Source organism: Kineosporiaceae bacterium SCSIO 59966 (genome assembly GCA_020881835.1).
Classification (GTDB): domain Bacteria; phylum Actinomycetota; class Actinomycetes; order Actinomycetales; family SCSIO-59966; genus SCSIO-59966.
This window is the reverse complement of sequence record CP052876.1, coordinates 2119151-2144623: the sequence shown is the minus strand read 5'-3', so window position 1 is coordinate 2144623 and position 25473 is coordinate 2119151. Positions and strand designations below refer to the sequence as shown.

The 25473-nt window shown below is 73.0% G+C and carries 24 protein-coding genes and 2 tRNA genes; 14 read left to right on the top strand and 12 right to left on the bottom strand.

Annotation, left to right across the window (positions count from 1 at the left end):
* The 4 genes from modA to HJG43_09920 form a co-directional block, all read right to left on the bottom strand.
* A complete protein-coding gene (gene modA / locus HJG43_09935; GenBank protein ID UER54806.1) occupies window positions 1-813 on the bottom strand; it encodes a molybdate ABC transporter substrate-binding protein in 813 nt (270 codons plus the stop codon).
* Window positions 810-1208, bottom strand: a complete 399-nt coding sequence (locus HJG43_09930; GenBank protein ID UER54805.1) for a TOBE domain-containing protein — start codon at window positions 1206-1208, stop codon at window positions 810-812. The genes modA and HJG43_09930 overlap by 4 nt, the downstream gene beginning before the upstream one ends.
* Window positions 1209-1269: 61 nt before the next feature.
* Entirely contained in the window at window positions 1270-2388 is a 1119-nt protein-coding gene (locus HJG43_09925; protein ID UER54804.1) for a hypothetical protein, read from the bottom strand.
* Window positions 2389-2402: 14 nt separating this feature from the next.
* Complete coding sequence (locus tag HJG43_09920) at window positions 2403-3101, bottom strand: GNAT family N-acetyltransferase (GenBank protein UER54803.1); 699 nt, start codon at window positions 3099-3101, stop codon at window positions 2403-2405.
* A 597-nt stretch (window positions 3102-3698) separates the two neighbouring features.
* On the opposite strand from HJG43_09920, the gene HJG43_09915 reads away from it, so the two are divergent.
* Together HJG43_09915 and HJG43_09910 are read left to right on the top strand one after the other, a co-directional pair.
* The gene (locus tag HJG43_09915) at window positions 3699-3887 is read left to right on the top strand and encodes a hypothetical protein (protein UER54802.1); all 189 of its coding nucleotides are present in this window, start codon (window positions 3699-3701) and stop codon (window positions 3885-3887) included.
* Window positions 3888-4258: 371 nt separating this feature from the next.
* Window positions 4259-4756 carry a PKD domain-containing protein gene (locus HJG43_09910; protein UER54801.1) on the top strand — a complete coding sequence of 166 codons (498 nt, stop codon included), beginning with the start codon at window positions 4259-4261 and terminating at the stop codon, window positions 4754-4756.
* 231 nt (window positions 4757-4987) lie between these two features.
* Here the strand turns inward: HJG43_09910 and HJG43_09905 are convergent, their stop codons facing one another.
* The 4 genes from HJG43_09905 to HJG43_09890 form a co-directional block, all read right to left on the bottom strand.
* Window positions 4988-6385 carry a DUF222 domain-containing protein gene (locus HJG43_09905; GenBank protein UER54800.1) on the bottom strand — a complete coding sequence of 466 codons (1398 nt, stop codon included), beginning with the start codon at window positions 6383-6385 and terminating at the stop codon, window positions 4988-4990.
* A 91-nt stretch (window positions 6386-6476) separates the two neighbouring features.
* A tRNA-His gene (locus HJG43_09900) sits at window positions 6477-6552 on the bottom strand.
* Between the two features lie 68 nt (window positions 6553-6620).
* On the bottom strand, window positions 6621-7211 hold the full coding sequence (orn, locus tag HJG43_09895; protein UER55875.1) for an oligoribonuclease: 591 nt from the start codon (window positions 7209-7211) through the stop codon (window positions 6621-6623).
* 4 nt (window positions 7212-7215) lie between these two features.
* Entirely contained in the window at window positions 7216-7446 is a 231-nt protein-coding gene (locus HJG43_09890; protein UER54799.1) for a hypothetical protein, read from the bottom strand.
* A gap of 58 nt (window positions 7447-7504) precedes the next feature.
* On the opposite strand from HJG43_09890, the gene HJG43_09885 reads away from it, so the two are divergent.
* The 5 genes from HJG43_09885 (at window position 7505) to HJG43_09865 (ending at window position 13375) form a co-directional block, all read left to right on the top strand.
* Complete coding sequence (locus HJG43_09885) at window positions 7505-8668, top strand: PrsW family intramembrane metalloprotease (GenBank protein UER54798.1); 1164 nt, start codon at window positions 7505-7507, stop codon at window positions 8666-8668.
* Between the two features lie 105 nt (window positions 8669-8773).
* Window positions 8774-9658 (top strand): DegV family protein, encoded by an 885-nt coding sequence (locus HJG43_09880; GenBank protein ID UER54797.1) that lies wholly within the window; start codon window positions 8774-8776, stop codon window positions 9656-9658.
* Window positions 9655-11295, top strand: coding sequence for a DAK2 domain-containing protein (locus HJG43_09875; GenBank protein UER54796.1), 1641 nt, complete (start codon window positions 9655-9657; stop codon window positions 11293-11295). Before HJG43_09880 ends, HJG43_09875 begins: the two co-directional genes overlap by 4 nt.
* Window positions 11240-12058 carry an alpha/beta fold hydrolase gene (locus tag HJG43_09870; GenBank protein UER54795.1) on the top strand — a complete coding sequence of 273 codons (819 nt, stop codon included), beginning with the start codon at window positions 11240-11242 and terminating at the stop codon, window positions 12056-12058. Before HJG43_09875 ends, HJG43_09870 begins: the two co-directional genes overlap by 56 nt.
* 39 nt (window positions 12059-12097) lie before the next feature.
* Window positions 12098-13375 carry an MFS transporter gene (locus HJG43_09865; GenBank protein ID UER54794.1) on the top strand — a complete coding sequence of 426 codons (1278 nt, stop codon included), beginning with the start codon at window positions 12098-12100 and terminating at the stop codon, window positions 13373-13375.
* A gap of 161 nt (window positions 13376-13536) precedes the next feature.
* On the opposite strand, the gene HJG43_09860 is transcribed toward HJG43_09865, so the two are convergent.
* Together HJG43_09860 and HJG43_09855 are read right to left on the bottom strand one after the other, a co-directional pair.
* A complete protein-coding gene (locus HJG43_09860; protein ID UER54793.1) occupies window positions 13537-13986 on the bottom strand; it encodes a glycerol-3-phosphate acyltransferase in 450 nt (149 codons plus the stop codon).
* 161 nt (window positions 13987-14147) lie between these two features.
* Window positions 14148-14221, bottom strand: a tRNA-Arg gene (locus tag HJG43_09855).
* A 65-nt stretch (window positions 14222-14286) separates the two neighbouring features.
* On the opposite strand from HJG43_09855, the gene HJG43_09850 reads away from it, so the two are divergent.
* The 5 genes from HJG43_09850 (at window position 14287) to HJG43_09830 (ending at window position 21497) form a co-directional block, all read left to right on the top strand.
* Window positions 14287-16035 carry an ABC transporter gene (locus tag HJG43_09850; protein UER54792.1) on the top strand — a complete coding sequence of 583 codons (1749 nt, stop codon included), beginning with the start codon at window positions 14287-14289 and terminating at the stop codon, window positions 16033-16035.
* Entirely contained in the window at window positions 16032-17648 is a 1617-nt protein-coding gene (locus tag HJG43_09845) for a hypothetical protein (protein ID UER54791.1), read from the top strand. The genes HJG43_09850 and HJG43_09845 overlap by 4 nt, the downstream gene beginning before the upstream one ends.
* Before the next feature lie 136 nt (window positions 17649-17784).
* The gene (gene ssb / locus HJG43_09840) at window positions 17785-18327 is read left to right on the top strand and encodes a single-stranded DNA-binding protein (GenBank protein UER54790.1); all 543 of its coding nucleotides are present in this window, start codon (window positions 17785-17787) and stop codon (window positions 18325-18327) included.
* 76 nt (window positions 18328-18403) lie between these two features.
* On the top strand, window positions 18404-20086 hold the full coding sequence (gene ettA / locus HJG43_09835; GenBank protein ID UER54789.1) for an energy-dependent translational throttle protein EttA: 1683 nt from the start codon (window positions 18404-18406) through the stop codon (window positions 20084-20086).
* Between the two features lie 25 nt (window positions 20087-20111).
* The gene (locus HJG43_09830; protein UER54788.1) at window positions 20112-21497 is read left to right on the top strand and encodes a DUF2254 domain-containing protein; all 1386 of its coding nucleotides are present in this window, start codon (window positions 20112-20114) and stop codon (window positions 21495-21497) included.
* A 675-nt stretch (window positions 21498-22172) separates the two neighbouring features.
* On the opposite strand, the gene HJG43_09825 is transcribed toward HJG43_09830, so the two are convergent.
* Together HJG43_09825 and HJG43_09820 are read right to left on the bottom strand one after the other, a co-directional pair.
* Window positions 22173-23069, bottom strand: coding sequence for an acyl-CoA thioesterase II (locus HJG43_09825; GenBank protein UER54787.1), 897 nt, complete (start codon window positions 23067-23069; stop codon window positions 22173-22175).
* A gap of 45 nt (window positions 23070-23114) precedes the next feature.
* On the bottom strand, window positions 23115-24191 hold the full coding sequence (locus HJG43_09820; protein UER54786.1) for a phosphotransferase family protein: 1077 nt from the start codon (window positions 24189-24191) through the stop codon (window positions 23115-23117).
* 114 nt (window positions 24192-24305) lie between these two features.
* Between HJG43_09820 and HJG43_09815 the strand changes: the two genes are divergently transcribed.
* Window positions 24306-24776: an acyl-CoA thioesterase gene (locus HJG43_09815; GenBank protein UER54785.1), complete on the top strand. Its 471-nt coding sequence runs from the start codon at window positions 24306-24308 to the stop codon at window positions 24774-24776.
* A gap of 26 nt (window positions 24777-24802) precedes the next feature.
* Entirely contained in the window at window positions 24803-25444 is a 642-nt protein-coding gene (locus tag HJG43_09810; protein UER55874.1) for a hypothetical protein, read from the top strand.
* Window positions 25445-25473: the final 29 nt, after the last annotated feature.

Below are 25473 nucleotides of genomic sequence, written 5' to 3'. Positions count from 1 at the left end.
TCAGCCCTCCCCGGCCTGCGGCGCCGGTCCGAACCCGTACCGGCGCAGGATGTCCTGACCCTCGGCGGAGAGCAGCGCCTCGCGGACGGCGTGGGCGGCCTCGACGTCGCGCGCCCCGGACAGCACGGCACCACCTTGGACCAGCGGGGGGTGGGCGGAGGGGGGCAGCTGCCACCACCGTCCCTGGTCGGCCATCGGCCCGGCGGCGACGAGCGACGCGGCGACGATGCCGGCGTCCGCACCACCGGAGGCGACGAGGTCGAGGGTCTGCGAGACGTTCTCCCCGAGCACGATCCGATCGGCGAGGTCGTCGTCCAGGCCGGCGGCCGTGAGCGCTGCGGCGGCCGCCCGGCCGTACGGGGCGTGCTCCGGGTTCGCCAGCGCGACCCGGCGCACACCCGGGTCGGTGAGGACGTCGAGGCCCTCGTTGGGGTCGATGGGGGAGGCCTGCGGCACCCACAGGACGAGCCGGCCGGTCGCGTAGGTGAAGGTGTCGGCGTCCTTGGCTGCCTCGGCCTCGACGAGTCGGTCGACGTAGCCGGTGTCGGCAGACAGGTAGAGGTCGAACGGGGCTCCGTTGACGATCTGCTGCACGAACTGGCCGGAGGACCCGTACGTCACCGCCACCTCGACGTCCGGGTCGATCTCCTCGAGCACCTCGGGCAGGGCCAGCTGGAGGTCCGAGGCGGCCGCCACCCGGACGACCGCCGGGTCGGCGGGGGAGGACGCGTCGTCGGCGGGTCCGCACCCAACGGCCGCCAGCGCGAGGAGGACGGTCCCGGCCAGGGCGGCCAGCCGTCGCGGCGGCCTCACCGGCGATCGCCCGCCTGGACGACGACGGTGGTCGCCTTGACCACCGCAGTGGCCGGGGTGCCCGCTTCCAGGTGCAGCTCGTCGGCCGCCTCGCGGGTCATCAGCGACACCACCCGGAACGGGCCGGCCTGGATCTCGACCTGGGCCATCACTCCGTCGCGGAGGACCTCGGTGACGATCCCGTCGAACCGGTTGCGTGCGGACTGTCGCCAGGTCCCGTCCGCGTCGTCGTCCCGCTGGCGGCGCACCATCGCGGCGACCTCGGCCCCAGGGACGACCATGCGCCCAGCGTCGTCCCGGCCTGCGGTGAGCCTGCCCTGGTCGATCCAGCGCCGTACCGTGTCGTCGCTGACCCGGAGCAGGGCGGCGACGTCACTGACTCGCAGATTCGTCACATCCGGACTCTAGTCGCCGCAGTCGCGGAGCGGGCACCGGCATCGCGTCCGCAGCTGCGGGTCAGCCGTCGACTGGTGGGGCGGTCGTCGTCGGAGTGGGGTCGAACTGGTCTTCGGTGAATCCCAGGTGCAGGTGGTCCTGGTGCACGGCGTCGGTGAAGTACGGCCGCCGGCCCCGGACGCCGTCGAGGTCCTCCGGGCCGCCGGCCTGGCCGGCGCCGGCCGCGACCGCCGCCTCCATCACCTCGCGCCACGGCGAGTTCTCGTGGTCGATCACCGGGATGCCGTTCAGTGCCCAGAGGTCGACCGCCCGGCCCTTCGTGTGGTTGGACTGCCGGCCGGTCATGAACACGTCCCAGGGATGGCCCGAGCTCAGCACCTGGACGTCGAGTCGCCAGGTCTCCGCGAGGGTCAGCAGCAGCTCGCAGACGAGGTCGTCGACGAGACGCGCCTCGATGTCCCGGCGCGCGGGGTCCGGAAGGATGATGTTGTCGTGGTCGATGACCGCCTGGCCGGCCGCGGTCGGACCGGTCGGCTCGGGTCGCTGCGGCAGCAGCATCTCGGTCACTGTCCACGCGCCGTCCTGCTTGGCGAGCCGGACGTCGACGATGAGACCGCGCTCCTTGGCCTCGCCGTCCTGCGGGACGATCTGTGTGCCGGTGACCATGACGCTGGCCTGACTGCGGTCCGGGAGCATCCCGCCGTACTGCGGGTAGGTGACCCGCAGCGACGACCAGCGCTCGCCCACCAGCGCCGGCGCCAGCGTCGTCGCGGCGGCCCCGGTGATGCCGAGCGCCGCGAGCCGGTCCACCGCGGCCTGCATGCCGGTCTCGCCGTCGCGCCACGTCAACGCGGTCTCCAGGCTGCGCACCGCAGCCGTCTTGCACTCCGGCTCCACCTCCCCCGGGAGCACCGTGTACGGCTGGATGTCGACCGGCGGGACGGCGGTGTCCTCGGGCTCGGGCTCCGGCTCGGGGACGGGCTGACCGGTGGGGGCGGCTGACGGGGTCACCTCGGGGTCCGGCCAGGTGGCCTCGGTCGAACCGGGCTCGCTCTCGCCGCCGACCGTGCCGCAGCCGGCCAGCAGCAGACCGCCGGCAGACAGCTGGAGCAGCCGGCGACGGGAGAGCAGCACTCGGGGCTCGGTGGCGGTGGGGGGCCGTCGGCGGGGAACCGTCATGTCACCAGTGTCCGTCATGAGGCGGTGCGCCCCTGGGGAGGAGCGTCGTCCGACAGTGTCTTGGTGAACAGCAGCACGCGTCGCCCGTCGCGGTTGAGCCGCTCCTCGGTCTGTACCCAGCCGAGTCGCCGGTAGAACTCCGGGGCGTCGCCGTCGGCGTCGGTGACGAGCTCGAGCCGGGTGACTCCGGCCTCGGCGGCGCAGGTCTCGAACTGGGCCAGCAACCGGCGTCCCACTCCCCGGCCGCGGGCCTGCTCGGAGGTCACGATGGCGTGGACGACGGCGACCGGGGCCTGCGAGGCGTCGTCCGCAGTCGTCCCGCCTGGGGCTGCTGCTCGCTGGCGACGTCCGAGGCCCAGTAGCCGGCGGGCGTAGGGGCGTCCGCGGGTGCGCACGAAGTGGGCAGCCAGACGGGGCCGGACGGCGAGCCCGAGGGCCCCCAGCGCCATCAGCGACCACTTGTCCGAGCCGAGCGTGGCACCGACGTACCGACGCTGGTCGGTGGCGGCCAGGATGAACCCGAGGAGCTCGCCGTCGGGATCCGTGACGACGTGGGCGCAGCCGTACGGGTTGTCGATGAACGTGCGGTGCCAACGGCGGACGAACTTGGGACCGAGGTTGAGGAACAGCCCCTGGCCCAGGTGCTGCCGGTGCAGCCGGGCGGTGGCGTGGACGTCACTGCGGCGCAGCGGACGGCAGTCCGGCTCGGTCACGGCGGTCAACGTAACAGCAGCCGGTGCGGGTCCCAGGTACCTGAGCGTGGTGCGCCGGACGGCCTGAGCTGAGCCAGCGTTCACGGGCTGGGCGGCAACGGGAAGCCGTTGTGCACAGGTGAGTTGCCGGGTCTCGCCAGGTCGCGGCTCTGGAAACTACTGTCTGCCGCCATGGGTCGACGGGGAACCACGCTGGCGCTCGCGCTGGGCCTGCTGCTCACGGGGTGCTCGGGGGAGGAGCCGGAGGCGGCTCCGAGTACGCCGAGTAGTCCGAGTACTGGAAGTACTGGCACGGCTGCGCCGTCGTCGAGTGGGACATCTACGACGTCTGCATCGGAGACTGCGGCGGCGACCAGCACGCCTGCTCCGCCGGAGATGCCGCCTGAGGCTCGTGAGCTCACCGCCGCCGGGGCGGAGGCTTTCGCACGCTACTTCTTCGAGGTGCTGGAACACGCCTATGAGACTGGTGACGTTCAACGCCTCGAAGAAGTCGCGACCTCCGAATGTGGTGCTTGCTCAGCAGCGAGGGACGAGATTCGGCGGGCCTACGATCTAGATCAGCGATTCTCAGGCGTGCGGTTTACGGTTCATACTGCGGTGGCGACGGAGCCGGAGACTGCTGGTTCTGTTGTCTCCATGTCCGTAACCGAATCTGCGTCGCAAGTCCTGTCCGCGGATGGTGCCCTTGTCAATAGCAGTGATATGGCTGCTGAGAAGCCCATAGACCTTTTTCTTGTCTTCGAGCAAGATTCGTGGAAGGTGTTCGGCGTGGGTGTTGAGCCGTGAGAAGCAACCAAGCGTTGCGGGTACTGGCGCTGATCCTAGCGTTCGGAATCGTCTCGCCGTCAGCAAGCGCTGAGCCATCGGTCGGATCGTATGGCGACCCGCGATTTTTTGCAGAAGCAGAGAACTCGACTCTTCTGCTTGAAGCCTGGCGTCAGCGAAGCTTCTCGGCATCTACCGACGCTGACAAAGCAGCCCGGGTGTCTGTTCCACAGTACTCTTACACGCACGTCCCTGCTTGTGCCGGGAACACGCCGTCCTTGGAGAACGCTGACGCTGGGTGCGTCGAAGCCGACTTGGCGTGCCCAGACCTTGAAGTCCGTTATTGGCTGTTCCGTCAAGAGCTTGGCGCAGCCGATTCGGAGTGGGGTTTTGTGGGCAGTCGATGCCTGGGGCCCGCCGAAGCCGCCGAGACCGGGCGCGAGTTCCCTGGCTTCACGCAGGCAGATTTCCAGCGGCTCCCGCTACCCGCTGGTCGTCCGGTCATCGAGCCGGGCAACGGCTACACCTTGGTCGGCGTCCCGACGAACGTGTACGCCGACGCGGAGCCGGTCACGCTCGGTACGTCGCTGCTGGGGTTTCCGGTGCAGGTGCGGGCGACGCCGTCGCGCTACGAGTGGGAGTTCGGCGACGGCAGCGGTCACGGGCCGACGTCCGACCCGGGCAGCCCGTACCCGGAGCTGTCCATCACCCACGAGTACGCGGCGGCCGGCGCGTACCCGGTGACGTTGGTGACGTACTACGTGGGGGAGTACTCGGTAGCAGGTGGACCGTGGTTGCCGATCGTGGGCGAGGCGGCTGTGCGCTCGGACCCGGTGACCGTGGAGGCGCTGGCCGGCCGCAACCAGCTCGTGGCCGGCGCCTCCGGTTGAGCCGGTGTAACACCTGCCCACGCGGCCGCGATGTAGTGCTCGGAGCCGGCGGCGTCCCCTCCCCCCCTGAATGGGACGCCGCCGGGTCCTTGGATCTGACGGCCGCGCGCCGCACCCCACCGACGGCCACGCGCCGTCCCCAGCCGACAGCGCTGCACCGCGCGTGCAAGAAGCGACGCACAGCGCGCCTCTCTCTTTCACGTCTCGTCTCGGACGTCGGTGTGGTCGGGGTCACCGGGGTGGGTCCGGCCCGGTGTCGTGGTTCGGTCCAGGTGGTGGGTCGTCGATGGCGAGCTGGCGGGCGAGCCGGTGAGCCTGGTCGATGTGGTCGTGGACGTTGTTACGCAGTGGGGTGCCGTCGGGGTCGATCCACGGGGGCGGGATGAACCATGGGACACCTTCGCGCATCTCGACCCGCCAGGTCTCGCAGTGGATCTCGGTGTGGTGGCGGGGGCAGAGCAGGACGAGGTTGCCGAGCTCGGTGGTCCCGCCGCGTGACCACCACACGATGTGGTGGGCATCGCAGCCGGCTGCAGGGACGTCACAGCCGGGCCAGGCGCAGCCGCGGTCGCGGGCGGTCAGGGCCCGGCGTTGGGCTCGGGTGGCGAGTCGTTGGGGGGAGTGCAGCTCGACGACGGCGCCGTGACGATCCAGGACGACGGTGTGGAGCACCGCGTCGCAGGCGGCGCGCTGCAGCAGGCCCGGGGAGACGGCGCCGGTCTGCTGGCAGCTCGCCAGGCCGGGGTTGCCGGCGTGCGCGGCGGCGAGCTGGTCCACCGTGGTCACGATGAGCAGGTGGGCGGGTTCCCCGCCCCGGGTGCCGGCGGTGTCGGCTGCCTGGGCGATGCGGAAGACGCTGGCGAGCGCGTCGGCCCGCCGTTGCGCCGGTGTCCGGTCGTCGGTGATGCCTGGGAGCGGTTCGGTGCCGTTGACGTGGTGGCCGGGTGCGGCGAAGTGGTCCAGGACGGCCTTGGCGGTAGCGGCGTCCAGCCCCTCGAGCAGGAAGCTGCCGCGCAGGACCCCGGCCCGGCTCAGCGTGTAGTCGCAGAACCGGCGCTCGCGCAGGTGCGGGTCCAGGTGGTCCTCGCTGGCGGGTGCCAGTGCGCCGACGAGGTGCTGGCACACGGTGCCCATCTGGTGGTCGTTCAGGGACGTCGCCGCGTTGGTGAGTGTCTCGTCGATGGCCTGGCGGTGCTGGGCGAGGGCACGGGCCGGGATCTTGTCCACCGCCCGACGCGCCTGGTCCAGGTGGCCCAGCGTCGTCTGCCCGGCCGCCAGGGCGCGGCCGAGCCCGCGCAGCATCCCGTCGTCCGGGTCGGCCAGCCGCGCCCCCTCGACGAGGGAGCGGGCCTGCCCCGCGGTCATCCGCAGCTGGGACTGCAGCCACTGGCGGGTCTCCCGCTCGGGCACGCTGCCGTCGTCCCGGGCGACGCAGGCGCGCACCAGGTGCAGGCGGACGGCGTCCAGGGCGCGGGCCAGCTCCTCGGCCGCGCCCAGGGCGTCCCGGACCTCGACCTGGGACAGCGACCACGGGCGGGTCGACAGCACGGCCGCGACCCCTTCGGCGATGAGCGCGAGCCCGCGCTCCACCTCGTGCACCCCGCCACCCGGAGTCCGCGCCGTCACCATGAGAGGAACATACGTTCGACCACCGACAACCGGGTCGAGCAGGCGGCGACGTGCCATGGCCCCCGGATCGAGGCCGGGTCTACGGCTTACGTGGGGTGAGTGACGGGACTTGAACCCGCGACATCCTGGACCACAACCAGGTGCTCTACCAGCTGAGCTACACCCACCACGGCCGACGTCCTGGACCTGGCCCGGCGTCGGCGGCGCCCCGTCAGCATACCGGTCCGGCGGCTGGTCACTGCCCCGCGGCAGCCAGACGCTGGGCGACGGCGCGCGCGGTGTCGCTGTCCGGGCCGGGCGGGGGGACGAACACCGTCTCCCGGTAGTACCGCAGCTCGGTGATGCTCTCCCGGATGTCCGCGAGCGCCCGGTGGCCGCCCGCCTTGACCGGGGCGGCGAAGTAGGCCCTGGGGTACCAGCGGCGGGCCAGCTCCTTGACCGACGACACGTCGATCATCCGGTAGTGCAGGTGGGCGTCCAGATCGGGCAGGTCGCGGGCGATGAACGCTCGGTCGGTGGCGATCGAGTTGCCGGCCAGTGGCGCCCTCCCAGGCTCGGGGCACCAGGTGCGGACGTAGTCCAGCACCCGGGTCTGCGCCTCCTCGAGCGTGACGCCGGCGGCGAGCTCGTCGAGCAGGCCTGAGGTGGTGTGCATCTGGCGCACGACGTCGTTCATCTGCTCGACCGCGGCGTCCGGTGGGCGGATGACGAGGTCCATGCCCTCGTCGAGGACGGTGAGCTCGGAGTCGGTGATGAGGACGGCGACCTCGACCAGGGCGTCGGCCAGCAGGTCGAGCCCCGTCATCTCGCAGTCGATCCAGACGATGCGGTCAGCGTTGGCGGCGGGCACGGGCGCTCACTCTACGCAGCCGGGACAAACCCCACACGAGAGCGAACGCGAGTGCGGTCAACGCGCCGACGGCCAGTGCCGTCGACCAGCCCACCCCCACGAGCAGCAACGTGATCACGGTCAGCGGGACGACGAACGCCCCCCAGGCGGCGAGATCGTTCCCCGCCGGCGTCCCCGGGGGGTCCTCCGCCGGTGCCGCGTGCCGCCCCACGCCTGGCAGCGTAGAAGCCGGTCCCCTCCAGGGGTGGGACGTCGCTACCCTCCCGGCCATGTCGTCGACGCCGCCCGGCGCCACCCAGCCGTACCGCCCGCCGGTGCCGCAGCACCCGGTCGTGCCGTGGCGGGTCCGGTTGGCGCGCTGGGCGGCCGTCGTCGCCGTCGTCGTCCTGCTCGGACTCGCCGGCCTGCTCACCGTCCTGGCGGTCAGCACCGCGACCGGCCCTCAGGGGCTCGTCGTCGGTCTCGTGCTCGCCGTCCTGCCCGTCGTCCCGGTCGTCGCGGTGTTCCTCTGGCTGGACCGCTACGAGGCCGAGCCGCCCGAGCTGCTGGTGGTCGCGTTCGGCTGGGGAGCGGCTGTCGCCACGCTCGTCGCCCTCGTGCTCAACACCGCCTCCATGGAGGTGATCGCCGCCGCCGGCGGAGACCCCACGTGGGCGGCGGTGCTCGTCGCTCCGTTCGTCGAGGAGGGCGCCAAGGGCCTCGGGGTGCTCGCGGTGTGGCTGCTGCGCCGGCGAGAGTTCGACGGCGTCGTCGACGGCATCGTCTACGCCGGCCTGGTCGGCATCGGCTTCGCCTTCATCGAGAACGTCCTGTACCTGGGGACGGCGTTCGTCGAGGGCGGCGCCAGCGGGGCCGCCACCGTCTTCGTCGTCCGGGCAGTGTTCTCCCCGTTCGCGCACCCGCTGTTCACGATGGCGATCGGCGTGGGAGTCGGGCTCGCCACCCGGCGGGGGGGTGCCTGGTGGCTCACCGTCCCACTCGGCTGGGTCGTCGCCGTCGTGCTGCACGGCCTGTGGAACCTCGCCGCGATCAGCTCGCTGTCCGGGTTCGTCGTCGGCTACGTCCTCGTCCAGGTGCCGCTGTTCGGGGCCGCGATTCTCCTGGCCGTGCTGGCCCGCCGCCGCGAGGGTCGGCTCGTCGCCCGGCACCTCGGCGTCTACGCGGCGACCGGCTGGCTGACCCCGGGAGAGGTGCGGATGCTGGCCTCGCTCCCGGAACGGGCGGCGGCGCGGTCCTGGGCGCACCGCACCCTGGGGGAGGACGCGCGGGTCGCCATGCGGGACTTCCAGGAGCTGGCCACCGAGCTGGCCTTCCTGCGCGAGCGGGTCGCGCACGGCACCGCCCCCGCGGACGCCGCCGAGACCGAGCGGCGGATCCTGCACACCCTCTGGCACACCCGGACCCGGTTCCTGCCGCAGCGGGTCACCCGCTGACAGACTGGGGTCTGCCCAGGCCCGTTGGTGGCGTGAGCCTGCCGAGCAGTTGACCCGGCCCACGCTGCGGCCGTTGCGTGGTGCGGGGCGGCTACGGTACCCGCCATGGGTACCTCGCGGGTGGGGATCGTGACGGAGAGTGTCGCGACGGTCCCAGCGGCCGACGTGCAGCGCCTCGGCATCGAGGTGGTGCCCTTGCCGGTCCGGTTCGGTACCGAGGAGTTCCTCGACGGAGCCGACCTGTCCGCCGAGGACTTCTACCGCCGCATGGTCGCTGACGAGGTGGTGCCGACCACGTCGGCGCCGTCGCCCGATGCCTACGAGCAGGCGTGCCGTCGTGCCCTCGCCGCTGGGGCCGACGAGCTCATCGTGCTCACGCTCGCGGCCAGTCTGTCAGCGGCGCACGAGGCGGCCGTGGCAGGTACCGCCGACCTCGAGGTGCCGGTGCACGTCATCGACACCGGCACCGCGGCGGCGGCGGAGGGCATCCTGGTGCGCTACTGCGCGGAGCTCGTCGCCTCCGGGGCACCGGCGGCCGAGGCAGTCGCCGCGGTGGAGCAGATCAGAGACCGTGTGGTGCTGTACGCGGTGATCCCTACGTTGACCTACCTGCGCCGGGGCGGCCGGGTGGGACGGTTGCGAGGCTTCGCCGGGGACCGGCTGGGCATCAGGCCGTTGGTCTGTCTGCGCGGAGGAGAGGTCGGCGGGAGCGGCGTCGTACGGCGGATGGACGCCGGGTTCGACCGGATGGTCGAGCTGGTACGACGCGCCGGCCAGGGAGCCGCAGGCCTCGAGGTCGTCGTCACCCACGCCAACGCCCCGGAGGATGCGGCCACCCTGGCGGCCCGCTTCGACGGGGTGGGGCTGCGCCGGCCGGTCGACGTGGTGCCGTTCACTCCGGTGATGGGCGCGCACACCGGTCCTGGTGCCGTGGGGCTCGCCTACGGCGCGTTCCCCGCCCAGGCACCTCTCCCGCCCGTGGCGCGATGACCGCGATCTCCGGCGCGGTCGTCGCAGCCGCACTCTCGACGTACCGCACGCTGCTCGCCACGTACCGCGGGCGTCTCGACGAGCTGAACGTCTTCCCGGTGCCTGACGGGGACACCGGCTCGAACCTGCTGAGCACGGTGGCTGATCTCGCCGCGATCGACGTCTCCTCCAGTGACGGCGACCTCGACGCGCTGGCATCCCGGCTCGGCGCGGCGGCGGTCCGTGGCGCTCGGGGGAACTCCGGCATTGTCCTGGCCGAGGCCCTGCGTGGGTTCACCGGTGCGCTCTCCCCCCAGCGGCACGGCGACGGCGTCGCGGCCGCGCTGCGTGAGGCGGCCCGCATGGCACGGGAGGCCGTCAGCGACCCGGTCGAGGGCACCATCCTCACCGTCGCCGATGACGCGGCGCGTGCCGCCACCGAGCGCGCCGCGGCGGGCGGCAGCGAGCTGGACGTGGCCCGCGCAGCGGCCGACGAGGCGTGGCAGTCGCTGGCTCGCACGCCGACCCTGCTGCCGGCCCTCGACGAAGCCGGCGTGGTCGATGCTGGAGGGGCGGGTTACGCGCTGTGGCTCGATGCGCTGGTGGCCGCCCTCGGCGGAGAGCTGCCCCACCGTGCGCCGCCGCCTCCCAAGTCGTCGGCGCCGGCCGGTGCGGCCGCGAGCCCCCCACGGCGTCATGAGGACGTGGCCGGGCCGCGCTACGAGCTCGTGGTGGTTCTGGACGCCGAGACCCCCGCCGTGGAGGAGCTTCGCCGGCTCTGGGCGGGACGGGGCGACTCGCTGGTCGTGGTCGGCGACGCCGGTCGGTGGCGTGCCCACCTGCACACCGACGACCCCGAAGCGGCGCGTGCTCTCGCCGAGGACCTCGGCACGATCCGCGACGTCGAGGTCACGGATCTGCACGGGCAGGTGGCGGCCCGACGCTCCTCGCACCGCCACGCGGCGACCGCGACCACGGCAGCGGTTGCGGTGGCAGCCACCGATCAGCTCGCCCACCTCTTCGAGATGCTGGGTGCCAGCGCGGTCGTCGCCGGGGGGCGCGGCGCACGACCCTCGGGCGGGGAGATCATCGACGCGGTCGACCGGACCGGGGCCGAGGAGGTCGTCGTCCTGCCCGACGACGGTCCCACGATCGGCGTGGCGCGCCGAGCGGTGCTCGAGGCCCGACGCCCTGCCGTGGTGGTCCCTGCCGCCTCGATGGTGGAAGGCCTGGCAGCGATGCGTTCGTTCGACGCCGGGCGCCGGGCCGCGGAGGTGGCGGAGCGGATGAGCGAGGTCATCGGCCGCGTCTACTGGGCGGAGGTCCTGCCCGTCATCCGGTCATCGTCGGTCGACGGCCACGACGTGGTACCCGGCGACTGGGTGGCACGAGGTCACCGCCCGCCCTTCGCCCTCGCCGCACGTGATCCGCTGGACGCTGCTGTCCTCGCGATCGACGAGCTCGTGGAGTCCATCGACGGGGGGACCGGCGACCTCCTCGAGAGCGTCGCCGTGTTGCGCGGGTCATTGGGCGAGCGGCACGATGTTGAGGCGTTGCGCGACCATGTCCAGAGCCTGTTCCCCTCCGTCGTCGTGGAGACCCATGACACCGCAGAGCGAGACGTCGCGTACTCCGTCGCTGCTCGACGCCGTCCCTGACCTCGGCCCGGGATGGCGCCGCGAGGTTCTCCACACCGCCGACCGTCTTCGCCTTGCCGCGTACGTGCGCCAGCCGGCCGGAGCACCACGTGCCGCCGTGGTGCTCGTGCACGGCTTCACCGCCACCGGGCAGCATCCGGAGGTCCTTGCCCAGGCTGACGTCCTGGCCGACGAGGGATTCGCGGTGGTCACCTACGACGGGCGGGGCCACGGCGCCTCGGAGGGCTGGTGCACGATGGGTGACGACGAGCGCCACGACGTGGCCGCCGCCGTCGCCCTGGCTCGGTTGCAGCATCCCCAAGTGGTCCTGGTCGGCGCGTCGATGGGTGCCGTCGCGGCGCTCCGGTACGCCGCCTCGGACGGGGCCGACGACGCCGTCCGCGGTGTCGTGGCGGTGAGCGCCCCCGCCCAGTGGCGGCTGCCGTTCACGGTGATCGGGGCGCTCAGCGCCCTGCAGGTCCGCACCCGGGTGGGGCGCTGGTTCCTCGCCCGCCACGCCTCAGTGCGGGTCTCCCCGCACTGGGCCTCGCCGGAGCCGCCCCATGTGCTGGTGTCGCGGCTCACGATGCCGGTCACGGTGCTGCACGGCATGCTCGACCACGTCATGCGTCCGAGAGCCGCTCGTCTGCTGTACGCGGCGGCTGGTGAGCCCCGCCAGCTGGTCCTCGTCGACCGGATGGGCCACGCCTTCGACCCTCAGGCCCGCACCGCGATCTCCGCCGCTGTGCGCTGGACGCTCGCGGCGGCTGCGACACCGGTGTGAGCGACCGGTCTGCGGGTCGTCACGACCACCGGTCCCGACGTGGCTGAGGCTGTAGCGGGGCCGGGGTCGCCGCTGCTGGGGCGTAACGACTACACGAGGCTGTTGGCCGGCCAGGCCGTCTCGGGTCTCGGGGACTGGATGGCGACCACGGCGTTCATGGCGCTGGCACTCGACCTGACCGGATCGACGACCGCCGTCGCCGGCGTCCTGGCCGTACGGCTACTGCCCGGCATCGTGGCCGGTCCGATCGCAGCGAGGGTCAGCTCGCGCTGGGCGGCCCGTCGCACGATGCTCGCCATGGACCTGCTGCGCGCCGGCGTGGTGGCGGCCATCCCGTTCGTCGGCACGCTGGGGTGGCTCTACGCCCTGGCGTTCGCGCTCGAGGTGGCCAGCCTGGTGTTCCTGCCGGCCCGCGACGCGTCCGTGCCCTACATCGTGCAGGAACACCACCTCCCTGCGGCCAACGGGCTGATCCTGGGGTCCTCCTACGCCATGATCCCGCTGGGTGCCGCCGCATTCTCCGCAGTCACCGCATTCGGCGGGGACTCGGTCCCGCTGGCAGACAGCTACTCGCTGGTGTTCTGGGTCGACGCCGCCACGTTCCTGGTGTCCTTCCTCCTCGTGTCCCAGATCAGGCATCTGCCGGACAGACGGCCCGCAGCCGAGGAGGAACCCCGGACGCGCCTGCGCGACGCCCTGGACATCGGCATCGTGCCCGCCGTGCTCCCCGCCGCCGTCGGGGCGTCCCTCGGCCTCGGTGCCCTGTTCTCGGTGGGCATCGTGCTGGTGCAGGACGTGCTCGGAGCGAGCCAGGCGGCGTTCGGCCTGCTCATTGCTGCTTTCGGCGTGGGGGCCGTCCTGGGCGTGCTGGTGGTCCAGACACGAGGCGGTTCACCGCAGCTCCGCTGGGCGCGCGACGGGATCGCCGTCGCCGGACTGAGCATCATCGCCATCAGCGTCCTGCCGAGTCTGCCGCTGGCCTACCTGGCGGCCCTCGTCCTCGGCGGCAGTGTCGCCTACGGCCTGGTGGGCGGCATCAGCTTCCTGCAGTCGGCCTTGGAGGGCGACGACCGGGTCCTCGCCTTCACGGTGTTCCACGTCGCGATCCGCCTCTCCCTCGGGGTGGCGGCTCTCGCCACCGGCGCCGCCGCCGACGTCGTCCCGGACGTCGAGGTGGCCGGGGTGGGCACGGTCGCGTCAGCCCGGTTGGTGCTCGCCGGTGCCGGTACCGTCGTCGTGGCCGCCACCGCCCGGGTCGCGGTCGGCGTCCGCACCGCCCGTGGTGGCCACGGACCCACCGGGGACCACCGGCGGTGACCCGCTGGCTCTCGGTGGGTGCTCGTCCGCGTCGAACAAGAGGCGGCTCACCAGCACCCGCCCACGAGACGTCCCCGGGGGCGGCGCGTTACCGGTGAGGCGCTTGGCGAGCATGGGCACCAGCACTGCCACCCCCGCCGCCACCCCGTTCAGGCCATGGGTCAGCGCCAGGACCGGTACCAGCGCGAGATCCGCGAGGAACGCACCGAGACCCGTCTCGCGCGCCAGCCGGCCGGCGGCGAGCCGACCGCCAGCACCACCGCCCCCGGCCACGCCAGCACCGCGAGGGCGCCCATCGCGGGCGAGATCCCCCGCCCGCCGGCCCCGCGCAGGAAGACCGACCAGCAGTGCCCGCACACCGCGGCGCCCCCCGCCAGCGCACCGAGCCCTGGACGGCCGTCCGCGAGCGCCGCGGCCAGAGCGCCCTTGGCGACGTCGAGTCCGCCGGCTACCGCCAACGGTCCGAAGCCGGCCACCCGGTACAGCCCGGTCCCCGACACCGTGCCCGTCCCTACCGTGCGGAGGTCGACGTGGCGCAGACCCCGAGCGAACAGGTTCGAGAACGGGACGGCACCGATCAGGTACGCGGTCACCACCACGACTACCGCCACGCCTCACCGCCGTTCGCTCACCGAGCAGGTCACGACCGGAGCGGTGGTCACACGGCCACCGCAGCCAGCACGCTACCGAAGCCTTCGGAGCTCTCAGCCGCCCTCGCGGAGGTCAGGACGACGGTCGCCGGGCCGACGCCGGGCGCTGCAGGTCGGCGCGGTGCCCCCGAGAGGACTCGAACCTCCGACCGGCGGATTAGAAGTCCGCTGCTCTGTCCAGCTGAGCTACGAGGGCGTACAGGTTCACGGTACCGCCGACCCCGGCGCGCCGATTGGTGAAGATCAGTGCCGGTGGAGAGGATGGGCGCCGTGAGCGGCGGTGACGGTGCGGGCGGTCCGGACGTGCTGCTCGCCGCCCTCGAGCGCCTCCGCGACGACGTGGAGGCCCTCGACCTGCCCCTCGAGGTGCCCGACGTCGCACGGGCACGCACCGACCGCGCCCGGATGCTCCACCAGCTCGAGGACTACCTGCTCCCGCGGCTGCGGGAGATCGAGGCCCCGCTGCTGACCGTCGTCGGCGGATCAACCGGCGCCGGCAAGTCGACGCTGGTCAACTCCGTCGTGGGACGTGAGGTCAGCCGGTCCGGCGTCCTGCGCCCGACCACCCGCTCCCCGGTGCTCGTCCACCACCCTGACGACGCCGGCTGGTTCATGGCCTCCCGCGTGCTGCCCTCCCTCGCCCGGCTCACCGGCGACGAGGCCGAGCCGGACCGCTCCGGGACGACGCGGATCTCCGGCATGCGGCTCGTCCCCTCCGAGTCGTTGCCGGCGGGCCTCGCCCTGCTCGACGCCCCGGACATCGACTCCGTCGTCGAGACGAACCGGGAGCTCGCCGCTCAGCTGCTCGGCGCCGCCGACCTGTGGCTGTTCGTCACCACCGCTGCCCGCTACGCCGACGCCGTCCCGTGGGACCTGCTGCGCACCGCCGCCGAGCGCGGGACCAGCGTGGCCGTCGTCCTGAACCGCGTCCCGCCCGGGGCGATGAACGAGGTGCGCACCGACCTCGCGCAGATGCTCCGGGACGGCGGGCTCGCCACCGCGCCGGTGTTCACCGTGCCGGAGACCACGACGACCGGCGGCCTGCTCCCCGACGCCGTGATCGCTCCGCTTCGGACCTGGCTCACCGGACTGGCCGCTGACGCGCGGTCCCGGCAGGTCGTCGTCCGGCGGACCCTCGGCGGAGCCCTGGACTCGCTCGCGACCCGGGTGCCCGCCCTCGCGGAGGACGCCGACCGGCAGGCGACCGAGGACGCCGCGCTGCGCAAGGACCTGCGCAGCGCGTACGCCGAGGCCGACCGCGAGCTGGAGAGGGCGCTGTCCGACGGCACCCTGCTGCGCGGGGAGGTGCTCGCCCGCTGGCAGGAGTTCGTCGGCACCGGGGAGTTCTTCCGCGGACTGGAGTCGGCGGTCGGCCGCTTCCGCGACCGGGTCGTCGCCGTCGTCCGCGGCCGGCCCTCGCCCGCCGAACCGCTCGGCCGTGCCCTGCAGTCCGGGGTGCACTCCCTCGTGCGGGCCCAGGCCGAGGAGGCCGCCGAGCGCGCCGCCCTGCGCTGGCGGGCCCGCCCGGCCGGGACCGCCCTGCTCGCGACCGCCTCCACCGAGCGCGACATCACCCGCGTGCCCGCCGACGTCGACGAGCGGATCGAGCGCGCCGTCCGGGACTGGCAGCGGTTCGTCCTCGACCTGGTCCGACACGAGGGACAGGGGCGACGCACCCGGGCCCGGGTGCTCTCGGTCGGCGTCAACGCCCTCGCCGTCGTCCTCATGCTCGTCGTGTTCGCCGGCACCGGCGGCCTCACCGGCGGCGAGGTCGCCATCGCCGGCGGGAGCGCGGCACTCGCCCAGCGCCTGCTCGAGGCGATCTTCGGCGACCAGGCGGTGCGCACTCTGGCCGCGACTGCCCGCCGCGACCTGTTGGCCCGGGTCGACGCGCTGCTCGACGCCGAGCGCTCGCGCCTCGAGCGACTCCTGGACGCCGCTGGGGTCGACCCGGCGGCCGGCGACCGGCTGCGTGCCGACGGCAAGGCCGTCCAGGAGGCCCGCTCGTGAGGCAGGACAAGGGTCGGGTCGTGGACCTGGCCGGGTGCGCGGACGCCGTCCGGACCGCCGTCGACGTCGGCGGCGACCGCCTCGACCCGCGGGCGGTCGCCCGGGCGGAGGAGGTGCTCGCCCGCGCCGACCAGCGGATCCGGCTCGGGGTCGAGGAGACCGTCGTCGCGCTCGCCGGCGCCACCGGCAGTGGAAAGTCCAGCCTGTTCAACGCGCTCGCCGGTCTCGACATCGCCGCCGTCGGGGCTCGGCGCCCCACTACCGCCAGTCCCGCCGCCTGCGTGTGGGGTGACGGCGCCGACGAGCTCCTCGACTGGCTCGACGTCCCCCGCCGGCACCGCACCAGCCGGGAGAGCGAGCTGGACGCCGAGGACCAGTCCGACCTGCACGGGCTCGTCCTGCTCGACCTGCCCGACCACGACTCCACCCAGGTGGACCACCGGCTCGAGGTCGACCGCCTCGTCGGCCTCGTCGACCTCCTGGTCTGGGTCGTCGACCCGCAGAAGTACGCCGACGACGTCCTCCACCAGCGGTACCTGCGCCGGCTGACCGGCCACCAGGGCGTCATGATCGTCGTCCTCAACCAGATCGACCGCCTGGCGCCGGACGAGGTGGAGACGATCCGGCTCGACCTGGAGCGGCTGCTGGTCGCCGACGGACTTCCCGACGTCCGGGTCGTCGCGACGTCCGCACTCACCGGTGAGGGTGTCCCTGAGCTGCGCCGCCTCGTCGTCGAGGCGGTCCGGGCCCGCGACGCCGCGGTGCGCCGGCTGGCAGCAGACCTCGACCAGGTGGCGGCCGCACTCGCCGACGGCGTCGCCGCCACGGAGCCGGACCCCGAGCGTCTCCAGGGCAGTGACGGGCTCGTCACGGCGCTGGCGGCCGCGGCCGGGGTGCCGGCCGTCCTGGACGCCGTGGAGGCCGACTACCGTCGCGGCGTCCACGGCTCGGTCGGCTGGCCGTTCACCCGCTGGGCCCGCAGCTTCCGTCCGGACCCGCTGCGCCGGCTCCGGCTCGGCCAGACCGGGGAGGACCTGCACCGGTTGACCGCGTCCTCCCTGCCGGAGCCGACGCCCGCGCAGCGCGCGGACGTGGAGCTGGCTGCCCGGCGGGTCGCCGAGCGCGCAGGCGACGGGCTCCCGCCCCGGTGGGCGGACGCCGTCCGGGAGGCGACCGTCCCCGTCGGCGAGGACCTGGCCGACGCCCTCGACCAGGCGGTGACCGGCGTCGAGCTCGACCGGCGCCGGCCGCTGTGGTGGCGGGTGGTCGGTGCCGTGCAGCTGCTGCTGGCGATCGCCGCCGTGGTCGGCGGACTGTGGCTGGTCGCCCTTGCCGTCGTCGGGTACCTGCAGCTTCCCGAGCCGCCCATGGTGCGTGTCGGTGAGGTTCCCCTGCCCACCGTGCTGCTTCTGGGAGGCCTTGCCCTTGGACTCCTTCTCGCCCTCGTCGGGGGCTGGTTCGGACGACGGGGCGCGCGTCGTCGTCGCCGTCGTGCCGAGGCGAGACTGCGCGAGGCGGTCGTCGGTGTGGCACGTGAGCGGGTGCTGGAGCCGGTCGCTGCAGTGCTGCGCGACCACCGGACGGTGCGCCGGTCGCTGCGTCGCGGCGACTGACCGCCGGACCTGTCCCGCACACCCCGCCCCGGACCGCCGTCCGTCCACAACCGGGGGCAGCGGACGACGCGGCGTCGGCGCGCCGGCGCAGCCTGTGTCCCGGACCCGCAGGGTGCGGGGGCGAGGAGGACGCAACGTGCTGGACAACACCGTGGTCATCGTGGGCAACCTCGGGGCGAACCCGGAGTACCGCAGGCTCGACAACGGGATCGAGGTGGCCAACTTCCGGGTCGGGTCGACGCGGCGCCGGTACGACCGGGCCACCGGCCAGTGGGTGGACGGGCCGACGAGCTGGTGGCGGGTCACCTGCTGGCGAGGTCTGGCCGCGAACGTCGCGCACTCGTTGCGTCGCGGCGAGCGGGTGGTCGTGGTCGGCCGACCTCAGGTCGTCCCGTGGGAGACCGAGGACGGGCGCTCGGGCACCTCCGTGGAGGTGGAGGCCCAGGCGGTCGGCCACGACCTGGCCTGGGGCACCTCGACCTTCGAGCGGGTGGTCCGCAGCGAGCGCCTGGACCTGCCCGGGGGCCGGGACCCGGAGACCGGGCTGCGGGTGTCGGCCGACGGCGAGATCCTCGACGACCGCACCGAGGACGGTACCGAGGACGGCGCCGAGGACGGCGCCGGCAGCGGGCTGCGCTCCTCCGGTGGACGGGAGGCCGGGGAGGCCGTCCGGGTGTGAGCGCGAGGCGGTCGGGGTGTGCCGCCGGGGCGTCGGCGCGGACGGGGCACCCCGACCCGGCCACTAGCCTGAAGGCATGGCGGAGTTCATCTACACGATGTACAAGGCGCGCAAGGCCCACGGCGACAAGGTGATCCTTGACGACGTCACGATGTCGTTCTACCCCGGCGCCAAGATCGGCATGGTCGGGCCGAACGGCGCCGGGAAGTCGACGATCCTCAAGATCATGGCGGGGATGGACCAGCCGTCGAACGGTGAGGCCAGGCTGTCGCCCGGGTACAGCGTGGGGATCCTCGAGCAGGAACCGCCGCTCAACGAGGACAAGACCGTGCTCGGCAACGTCGAGGAGGGCGTCGGGGAGATCAAGGCCAAGCTGGACCGGTTCAACGAGATCTCGCAGCTCATGACCGAGCCGGACGCCGACTACGACTCCCTGCTCGCCGAGATGGGAGAGCTGCAGGAGGCGCTCGACCACGCCGACGCGTGGGACCTGGACTCCCAGCTCGAGCAGGCGATGGACGCACTGCGCTGCCCGCCGCCGGACGCCGACGTCACGGTCCTGTCCGGTGGCGAGCGGCGCCGCGTGGCCCTGTGCAAGCTGCTGCTCAGCAAGCCCGACCTGCTGCTGCTCGACGAGCCGACCAACCACCTGGACGCCGAGAGCGTGACCTGGCTCGAGCAGCACCTCGCCGGGTACCCCGGCGCAGTCATCGCCGTCACCCACGACCGGTACTTCCTCGACAACGTCGCACAGTGGATCGCTGAGGTCGACCGCGGCCGGCTCTACCCGTACGAGGGCAACTACTCCACCTACCTGGAGAAGAAGAGGGAACGACTCCAGGTGCAGGGCAAGAAGGACGCCAAGCTCGCCAAGCGCCTCGCCAGCGAGCTGGAGTGGGTGCGCCAGAACGCCAAGGGCCGGCAGGCCAAGTCCAAGGCCCGCCTCCAGCGCTACGAGGAGATGGCGGCCGAGGCGGAGCGGACCCGCAAGCTCGACTTCGAGGAGATCCAGATCCCGCCGGGGCCGCGGCTCGGCAGCCTGGTGATCGAGGTGCAGGACCTGCGCAAGGGCTTCGGCGACCGGGTGCTCATCGACGGCCTGTCGTTCTCGTTGCCCCGCAACGGCATCGTCGGCGTCATCGGCCCCAACGGCGTCGGCAAGACGACTCTGTTCAAGACCATCGTCGGCCTCGAGGAGCCTGACGCCGGCACCGTGCGGATCGGCGACACCGTCAAGATCTCCTACGTCGACCAGAGCCGTGCTGGCCTCGACCCGCGCAAGACGCTCTGGGAGGTGGTTTCCGACGGCCTCGACTACATCAAGGTCGGGAACGTCGAGATCCCCTCTCGCGCCTACGTCTCCCAGTTCGGGTTCAAGGGTCCGGACCAGCAGAAGCCGGCCGGCGTCCTGTCCGGCGGCGAGCGCAACCGGCTCAACCTCGCGCTGACGCTCAAGGAGGGCGGGAACCTCCTGCTCCTGGACGAGCCGACCAACGACCTCGACATCGAGACCCTCGGTTCGCTGGAGAACGCGCTGCTGGAGTTCCCCGGCTGCGCCGTCGTGATCTCCCACGACCGGTGGTTCCTCGACCGGGTGGCCACCCACATCCTCGCCTGGGAGGGCACAGAGCAGAACCCCGGTTCGTGGTACTGGTTCGAGGGCAACTTCCAGGCCTACGAGGAGAACAAGGTCGAGCGGCTGGGGCCCGATGCGGCGCGCCCGCACCGGGTGACGTACCGCAAGCTGACGCGCGACTGAGGGGCCCATCTGCCACGCTGCCGCCGTGAACGTGCTGCAGCGCCTGCAGGAGCGCTTCTGGTTCGTGCCCACCGTCCTCTCCCTCGCGGCGTTCGTGCTCGCCCAGGGGCTGGTGGCTCTCGACCGCGTCCTCGAGGACGCCGTCATCCCCTCGTGGCTCGGCGTCCTGCTGTTTCGGGTGGGGGAGAACGGCAGCCGGGACATCCTCGGTGCGGTAGCGAGCTCCAGCCTGGCGGTCGCCGGGACGACGTTCTCCATCACGATGGCCGTGCTCGCGCTCACCTCGTCGAGCTACGGCCCACGTCTGGTGCGCAACTTCATGGCCGACCGGGGCAACCAGGTCGTGCTGGGGGTTTTCGTCGCGACGTTCCTCTACAGCCTGCTCGTGCTCCGCTCGATCCGGGTCATCGGGGACCCTGGCGACCAGGAGGCCGAGGTGTTCGTGCCGCACCTGGCCGTGAACGGGGCCGTGCTGCTCGCCGTTCTCAACGTCGGGGTGCTCGTCTACTTCATCCACCACATCAGCGACTCCATCCAGATCGCCACCCTGGCCCGGCAGGTTCGCACCGACCTGCGCAGCACCGTCGAGCGGCTCTACCCGACCGGGATCGGGCACGACCAGCGCGTCCTCGACGGTGCCGACGCCGAGGCAGACCTGCCGGACCGTCTCGACGAGGAGGGCGCACCGGTCACCGCCGGGCGGCCGGGGTACGTCCAGTCGGTTCGGGAAGAGGCCCTTCTCGCCGCGGCCTGCGAGCACGACGTCCTCATTGCGTTGCGGACCGAGCCCGGCCGGTACGTCCTGGACGACACCCCGCTCGCCATCGTGTACCCGCCGCAGCGGCACGGCGTGGACCTGCAAGCCGCGGTGCGCTCGGCTGTCGTCGTCGCCGATGCTCGCAGCCCCTACCAGGACGTCGCGTTCGCCGTCCAGCAGCTGACCGAGATGGCGGTGCGGGCGTTGTCTCCCGGCACGAACGATCCGTTCACCGCCGTGAACGCCCTCGACGACCTCGCCGCCGGACTGACACTGCTGGCGGCGAGGGAGCTGCCCTCCGCCGCCCGGTACGACGACGACGGCGTGCTGCGGGTGCACGCGCCGCGCTCGTCGGTGGTGGACCTGGTCAGCACTGTGCTCGACAACATGCGGTGGTACGCGGCGGACGCGCCGGCGGTCATGCACGCGGCGCTCCAGCTGGTGGAGCGGCTGGCGGGGCACGCCCGTCACCGTGAGCTGCGGGCCCGGTTGCTGACCCAGGTCGGCCTGCTGCGCGAGGCGTTCGAACGGGCCGGTCACCAGGAGCACGACGTGAGGGTGTTCGCCGACCACGCCGACCGGGTGACCCGAGTCATCACTGCCGCCAGCCAGACGTCCCTTGGCCCTGGCCGGCCGACACGCCCCTCTTCGTGATCAGTCAGAACCCTCTTCGTGACCAGTCGAAACCCCTCTTCGTGACCAGTCGAAAACCCTCTTCGTGATCATGCAATCCCGCCACCCACGTTGCGCGTGATCCGCCCAGCCCCCGTCCGTGATCATGCAATCCCGCCACCCACGTTGCGCGTGATCCGCCCAGCCCCCCGTCCGTGATCATGCAATCCCGCCACCCACTTGCTCGCCGTCCGGCTCACAGAATGCTGGGTTGGTGGCGCGACACGCCGGCCAAGCCGTGCCGAGCGCAGCATTCTCTGGTCGGGACGCCTGACCCGACGTGGGCTGCCATGGCCACCAGCGGTGATCAGGGGTCCACGCAGTTCGTCACCCCGGCTGCCACCGTTCGCCCGCGGACCGCTGCGTTCACGACGCGCCGCATCAAGGCGCCTACCCACTCCATGTCGTGCGGCGTCTCGCGGTGTCTTGCGGCGGTGGCTCGGGACGGATCAGAAGGGGCCCCGGGACGCCGCGACGACTGCCATCGTCCGACGCGGCCTTGCAAAGGTCGCGAGAGGTTCAGGTCATCTCGTCACTCGAACGGGGTGGCGGGATTGCATGATCACGGGTGGGGCGCGTGGGGTGGCGGGATTGCATGATCACGGGTGGGGCGTGCGGGGTGGCGGGATTGCATGATCACGACGGGGGTTCGAGTGGTCACCGGGGGACGCGGATCATGCCCTCCTGGGCGATCGAGGCGACGAGGACGCCGTCGGTGTCGAACACCCTGGCGATCCCGAGCCCGCGGGCCCCGGACGCCGAGGGCGTGCCCTGGACGAACAGCAGCCACTCGTCGGCGCGCACCGGCCGGTGCCACCACATCGCGTGGTCCAGGCTGGCCATCCGCAGTCCCGGCTGGGTCCAGGCGATCCCGTGCCGGCGCAGCACGACCTCCAGCAGCGTGTAGTCGCTCGCGTACGCCAGCACCGCACGGTTCACCAGGTCGTCGGCGGGCAGCCGGCCGTTGGCCCGCATCCACACCGCCTGGCGCGCCTGACGGGAGCTGTCTCCCTTGAGGTACAGCGGCTGGTCCACGTGCCGGATGTCGATGGGCCGGCGCAGCGCCCAGCCCTGGGCCATCGGGTGGTCGATGTGCCCCAGCAGCTCGCGGGCCGACGGCAGTGACTCCGGGTCGGGCACGCCGGCGGGCATCTCGTCCTGGTGGTCCAGCCCTTCCGCGGGCTCCTGGAACGAGGCGATCATCGACAGGATCGGCTTGCCGAACTGGATGGCGTGCACCCGGCGGGCGCTGAACGAGCGACCGTCACGCAGCCGCTCCACGGCGAAGGTGATCGGCGCCATGGCGTCACCCGGTCGCAGGAAGTAGCCGTGCATGGAGTGCAGCTGCCGCCCTTGCGGCACGGTCCGCCCGGCGGCGACCACGGTCTGGCCGAGGACCTGCCCGCCGAACACACGGCCGTGCGGCTGCTGCTGGCTCTCGCCGACGAAGAGGTCCTGCCCGCGGTCGTCGAGACCCTCCGGGCGCAGCTCGAGCACCGAGAGCAGCTCCTCAAAGGGGTCCCGAGTCTTCTGCCCACCGTCCGTCACCGTCACCGGCCTCCTTGTCGCCGTCCGTGCCCCGCGCAGTATGGCGGGGGGTCACTCACGGGGTTGCCGGGCCCCCATCTGGTCCAGGGTGGTCAGGCCGGCCGCCACCACGCCCCGGACCAGGTCGGCGTCCGGGCGCCGTCCTGGCTCGCCGGAGGTGCGCAGCTCCTCGAGGGCGACGGCGATGCGGAAGTACCCGCACGCTGTCGCCCAGCGCAGCGCGGCCAGGTCTCTCTCGTCGAGCCCGGTCCGGGCGGCGTACCGCTGCGCGAGCTCGTCCGCGGGCGGGAACCCGGGGGCGGCGGCGAGCCCGAACCCGTTGCCCACGACCGCCGAGCCGGTCGACGCGGTGACCCCCTCGGTGGCCGCCAGCAGGAGGCCTACGTCCGCGAGTGGGTCGCCCACGGTCGCGAGCTCCCAGTCCAGCACCGCCCGGACGGCGAGGGTCGCGTCGTCCAGGACGAGGTTGTCGAGGCGGTAGTCACCGTGGACGATGCCGTGGCGGGCAGGCGACGCGGACGGCGCCGGCACGGACCCGGCCAGTCGCACCCGCAGCACGTCGATGCCCGGAACGGCACGGCTGCGGTGGCGGTCCAGCTGCTGCCCGAGCCGGCGCAGGTACCGGCCGAGGTGACCGTCCCCCCGAGCCAGGTCGCCCAGCCCGACGGCGTCCGGGTCGATGGTGTGCAGGTCGGCCAGGACGTCGACCATGGCCAGGGCGACAGTGCGGCGCTCGGTGGGGGACAGCCGGGCGAGGTCCGCACGGGTTCGGACGACGAGGCCCGGAACCCGCTCGGTGAGCAGGAAAGGGGCCCCGGTCACCGTCGGGTCCGTGCACAGCGCGACGGGCCGGGGGACCGGCACCTGTCCGCCCGCCAGCGCACTGAGCACCCGGTACTCGAAGGCGACGCCGTGGGCCCGCGGAGCCACGTGCCCCGGCAGCGGGCGGCGCAGCACCCACTCGTGGTCGTCGACGTCGAGCAGGAACGTCACGTGGGTGCGTCCGCCGCTGACCCGCTGGACCCGGGGCTCGCCGGAGGCAAGGCCCTGGGCGCGCAGCCAGTCGCGCAGCGCGGGCAGGTCGAGCTCGGGCGGCTGGGCGTCCGGGTGCGTCGTCGAGGGGACCACGGCGCGACGCTACCGCCGCGCGGCGTGACTCGTCGGATCAGCCGGCACGGGATGGGGCAGCACGGGATGGGGCAGCACGGCATGGGGCAGCACGGCATGGGGCAGCATGGGGCCATGCCTCGCTTGCACTTCCCGATGGCCCTGCGCTGGTCGGACATGGACGCCTACCGCCACGTCAACAACGTCGCGTTCCTGCGGCTGCTCGAGGACGCGCGCGTCCTGGCGTTCCACGGGCACGACAGCGACGACGGCGGGAGCATGCTCGACAACGGTGTCCTCGTCGCCCGCCACGAGATCGACTACCTCGCTCCGCTGCACTGGCGACCCGAGCCGATCCGCATCGACCTGTGGGTCACCGACATCAAGGGGGCCAGCTTCGACATGGGGTACGAGGTGCTCGACGACTCCGACGGTGACGGCGCCCCCGTGGTCTACGCCCGTGCGGAGTCCACGCTCGTCGTCTACGACCTCACGCAGGGCCGGCCGCGGCGGCTCACCGACGGCGAGCGGGCCCGGTTGGAGCGGCTGCGCGACGCGCCGGTCGACCTGCGCCGTCGGCGGACCCAGGAGCGGGCCGGCCGGTGACCGACGAGCACGACCGCCCCGGGACGCTGCCCCTGGTGGACGAGGAGTCCTGGCGCGACCTGGAGACCTTCCTCGGACGGGCCAAGTTCGTCGACCCGGACGGCGCGGCCCGGCTGCGCGCCGACGGCGACGTCCTCGCCGTCTACGTGTCCCCCGTGCACGGAGGCGGCGGCGTCGACGTCCTCGGACTTCGGGTCTTCGCCCTGTCCGAGCCTCGCGAGCTGGACGTCGTCGTCGAGCTCGCGGCTCTGACCGACCGACTCGCGCGGGAGGCCGCCGCACCCGTCCTCGCCGTGCCCCCGACCCAGCTGTCCGGGGTCGCGTGGGCCGGTGTGGCGCCGCCCCGCGGCGGGTGGGCCCCGGTGGCCGACGTGCCGGCCGCCGCCGTGCGCGAGGTCGCCCGCCAGGGAGTCGCCGAGGTGGCGGCCGGTGCCCCGGACGTCGCCGGCGCGCCCGCGGTGAGCCGGCTGCGGGCGCGGGTGTGGTCGCGGCCGATCACCCTGGTCGCGCTGCCTGCCGGCGCCGATGTGCCGGCCGGTGCGGCCTTCGCCGCCGAGTCCCTGGGCTTCCTCACCGGCGAGCCGGTCGCCGTCCGCGCCGCCGGGCCCTGGCGGCGGCTGAGCACCAGCGCCGGGCACGTGCTGACCCGCCGGCCGCTCGGGACCTGAGTCCTTTCGCCTCAGCGGGCCAGTGCGGC